The sequence below is a fragment of the Roseiarcus sp. genome, from assembly GCF_052145395.1.
Classification (GTDB): domain Bacteria; phylum Pseudomonadota; class Alphaproteobacteria; order Rhizobiales; family Beijerinckiaceae; genus Roseiarcus.
This window is the reverse complement of record NZ_JBKQOT010000798.1, coordinates 1-3,447: the sequence shown is the minus strand read 5'-3', so window position 1 is coordinate 3,447 and position 3,447 is coordinate 1. Positions and strand designations below refer to the sequence as shown.

Sequence of the window (3,447 nt, the reverse complement as noted above, 5' to 3'; positions counted from 1 at the left end):
CCAGAACCGGCGCATGCCGCGGTCCCCGAACCCGGCCAACGGTCCTGCATCAGCGTCAAAGAATGCCAAGGTCGACAAAGGTCCCCTCTTCCATAAGCCCGGATCACAGCGGAAGCGGCGAAGAGCTCGTGCTCGAACTGCCGCCCCCCCGCACGGGACCGTCCCGCGGCGTCCAAATGCGGGCGCCCCCGATAAATTTTCGTAATGTCGCCGCAGGTGGGACAGGGCTCTCTCGCCCCGCATCGGTTCGCCGCGCCCGAGCTTGCGGTTGCCCAGCGTCGCCGCCCGCTACCAAACCGTTTCCGGCGGCGGCCCCATTTTGATGTCCCGCATGCTGACCCGCTCGCCTTACAAGTGGCGAATCGTCAGCAGCACCTCTCGTTCATGGTAGGTTCCGGCGCCGCCTGCCTTGGTTCGACGATTGGCAAGCCCAACCCACCAGGATCGGTGGTGTTGGTCAGGTGGGTCACCGACGGCGAAGGGCGCTGGAAGGAGCGGCGATGGCGCGCGGTGATCCCGCGCAACCCACTAACGGCCGGTACGGGGGTGGGACGATATCCCCGTCCTCTTTGATGAACTGCCCGATGTCCGGGTTCGGCAGGATATCGAGCACCGTCTCTGACGGGCGACAGAGCTTGACCCCCTTGGGCGTCACGACGATCGGCCGATTAATCAAAATCGGATGCGCCATCATGAAGTCGAGGAGTTGATCGTCGGTCCATTTCGGATCGCTAAGTCCCAGTTCCGCGTAAGACGTGCCTTTCTCGCGCAGGAGCGCGCGTACCGGAATCCCCATCGCGGCGATGAGTTCCTTCAGCCGCTCGCGGGTCGGCGGGGTTTTCAGGTATTCGATGACGACGGGCTCCTCGCCGCTCCGCCGGATCATCGCCAGCACGTTGCGCGACGTCCCGCAGGCGCGGTTGTGGTAGATCGTGACGGTCATGCCTCGTACTCGTGATCAAGAGGCTCGGCTTCGCGGCTGTCTGGCGTGATGGTGCGGGTCAGCAGAACAGCCGACGCCGGGCAAAGCCCGACGGCTTGGCGTGTCGTCAGGATCGTCGAGGCGCTCGCCCGCTATCGGCGACCTCAAAGCCTAGCCCTTCCAAATACGCACACGCGTCGGTCGTGAACAGAAACGCGCACTGGGCCCCCTGACGAGCAGAGTGGGCAAGCAGCCAGTCGACGACCTTCCGACCGACGCCCTCGCCGCGCGCGTCGGCGGCGACGACAATCGAGCGCAAGAGCGCTTCAGAGCCATAGGCCTCCAAGGCTCGTAACCGACCCGCTTCAGGTCGAGCATGAATTGGAAAGGCTGGACGTCCGGCGCCGCAATATCGTCGGCCGGAAGACCGGCGGCGTCCAACGCCGCGCAAAACGCTTCCATCTCATCGGTTGGGAGCGGCTCGCTGCGAAGCTCGTCGCCAATCCCAAAGTCGGTCGCCAATCGTCCGGAAGCGCTCACAGTCCGACTGCGGGTCATGGCGAGCGCCCGGCGACCGCGCCGCTCTCCCGCTGTCCTCGCTCGTACCAGTCGCGGGTGCAGTTGACGATCCACACCGTCGACAACATGACCGGCACTTCGATCAGCACGCCGACCACGGTCGCAAGCGCCGCCCCTGAATTGAATCCGAACAGGCTGATCGCGGCCGCGACCGCAAGCTCGAAGAAGTTGCTCGCGCCGATCAGCGCCGACGGCCCCGCGACGCAATGCTGTTCTCCCGCCAGCCGGTTGAGGAGATATGCGGCCCCGGCATTGAAATAGACCTGAATGAGGATTGGGACGGCGAGCAGCGCGATCACCATGGGCTGCGCGAGGATCTGCTCGCCCTGGAATCCGAACAGCAGAACGAGCGTGGCGAGCAGCGAAACGAGTGACAGCGAGCCGAGCCTCTCCAGCAGCCGGGCAAGCGCCGCCTCTCCACCGTTGGTGAGGACGTACCGTCTCACGCCCTGCGCCACGATCACGGGAACCACGATATAGAGCACGACCGAGAGGACCAGCGTGTCCCATGGCACGCTGATCGCGGAAAGCCCAAGCAGCAGGCCGACGATCGGCGCGAAGGCGAACACCATGATCGTGTCGTTGAGCGCAACCTGGGAGAGCGTGAAGTGCGGCTCTCCCTTCATCAGATTGCTCCAGACGAAGACCATGGCCGTACAGGGCGCCGCGGCAAGCAGGATCAGGCCGGCGATATAGGAATTGATCTGATCGGGGGGCAGCCACGGCCGAAACACGTGCCCGATGAAGAACCAGCCGAGGGCGGCCATGGAGAACGGCTTCACGCCCCAGTTGATCAGCAGCGTGACGCCGATTCCGCGCCAATGTTCTCCGACCCGCCCGAGCGCGGCGAAATCGATCTTGAGCAGCATTGGCACGATCATCAGCCAGATCAGCACCGCGACTGGCAGATTGACCTTAGCGACTTCGACACTCTCAATCGTACGAAACAGCCCCGGGAAGGCGTGCCCAAGCGCGACTCCGGCGACAATGCAGAGAAAGACCCAGACGGTCAGATAGCGCTCGAAAATCGACATCCCTACGCCTCGCCCGCCTTGGTCGTCGCGCCTTCCATGCGGCCGATCTCGCGAAGCTTGGCGTTCAGGGTCAGCCTGTCGAGGCTCCGGATCGGCAGGCTTGTGAAGATGGAGATGCGATTCTTCAGGTAACGAAACGCCGTATTGAAGGCGCGTTCCTTTTCGATGTCCCAACCTTCAACGGCGGCGGGATCCTCGATGCCCCAATGCGCCGTCATCGGCTGCCCGGGCCAGATTGGACACGCCTCGCCGGCCGCGGTGTCGCAGACCGTGAACACGAAATCCAATTCCGGCGCGCCGGCGACAGCGAATTCGTCCCAGCTCTTCGAGCGGAAGCCGTCGGTCGGATAACCATAGGCGTCGAGCACCTTGAGAGCGAACGGATTGATCGCCCCCTTGGGATGGCTGCCGGCGGAGTATGCCTTGAAGCGCGCCGCGCCGTCCTTGCGCAGGATGCTCTCCGCCAGAACGGAGCGCGCCGAGTTCCCCGTGCACAGGAAGAGAACATTGTACTTGGAGTCGCTCATCGTCTCGACCTTACGCGCAGAAACTCGGGGCGCGGCATGCGCCGGCTTGCATCGACCTGGCCGGGCCTGGCTTCTTCGCGCGGACGAACGCGCTCATGAACTTGGCCTCGACCTGCGACGCGATCGCATCCACGTCGACGCCTTTTCTGGTCAGAAACACCCGCGCATCCTCCACCTCGTAGATGCGGGTCGGCTCGACGCCGATCGCCTCAAAGCCGGCCGTAGCGAGCCTCATGCGATAGTCGTTCTCGTCGAGCGCGCCCGCGATGCATCCGGCCCAAAGGAGCGCGTCGTGGCGGATCTGCTCCGGAATGGTCCCGCGGGTGACGACATCGGAGACCGCGAAACGGCCGCCTGGCTTCAGCACACGGAACGCCTCGCGCAG

At 64.3% G+C, this 3,447-nt stretch carries 4 protein-coding genes and 1 pseudogene; all 5 read right to left on the bottom strand.

All coding sequences use genetic code 11. The features are described 5' to 3' along the window. Positions 1 to 466: 466 nt before the first annotated feature. Positions 467 to 943: an arsenate reductase (glutaredoxin) gene (gene arsC, locus ACLP25_RS27520; RefSeq protein ID WP_442472284.1), complete on the bottom strand. Its 477-nt coding sequence runs from the start codon at positions 941 to 943 to the stop codon at positions 467 to 469. 106 nt (positions 944 to 1,049) lie between these two features. After that, on the bottom strand, positions 1,050 to 1,268 hold the full coding sequence (locus ACLP25_RS27515) for a GNAT family N-acetyltransferase (RefSeq protein WP_442472283.1): 219 nt from the start codon (positions 1,266 to 1,268) through the stop codon (positions 1,050 to 1,052). Positions 1,269 to 1,476: 208 nt separating this feature from the next. Continuing rightward, entirely contained in the window at positions 1,477 to 2,535 is a 1,059-nt protein-coding gene (gene arsB, locus ACLP25_RS27510) for an ACR3 family arsenite efflux transporter (protein ID WP_442472282.1), read from the bottom strand. A 2-nt stretch (positions 2,536 to 2,537) separates the two neighbouring features. Beyond that, the gene (locus ACLP25_RS27505; RefSeq protein WP_442472281.1) at positions 2,538 to 3,062 is read right to left on the bottom strand and encodes an arsenate reductase ArsC; all 525 of its coding nucleotides are present in this window, start codon (positions 3,060 to 3,062) and stop codon (positions 2,538 to 2,540) included. Positions 3,063 to 3,072: 10 nt separating this feature from the next. Then, positions 3,073 to 3,447, bottom strand: a pseudogene (locus ACLP25_RS27500) (arsenite methyltransferase); the annotation flags it as partial.

What these genes read in the sequence shown, in the direction of transcription:
- arsC (WP_442472284.1), bottom strand. Translation starts at nt 943, where the DNA reads ATGACCGTCACGATCTACCACAACCGCGCCTGCGGGACGTCGCGCAAC.
- arsB (WP_442472282.1), bottom strand. Translation starts at nt 2,535, where the DNA reads ATGTCGATTTTCGAGCGCTATCTGACCGTCTGGGTCTTTCTCTGCATT.
- ACLP25_RS27505 (WP_442472281.1), bottom strand. Translation starts at nt 3,062, where the DNA reads ATGAGCGACTCCAAGTACAATGTTCTCTTCCTGTGCACGGGGAACTCG.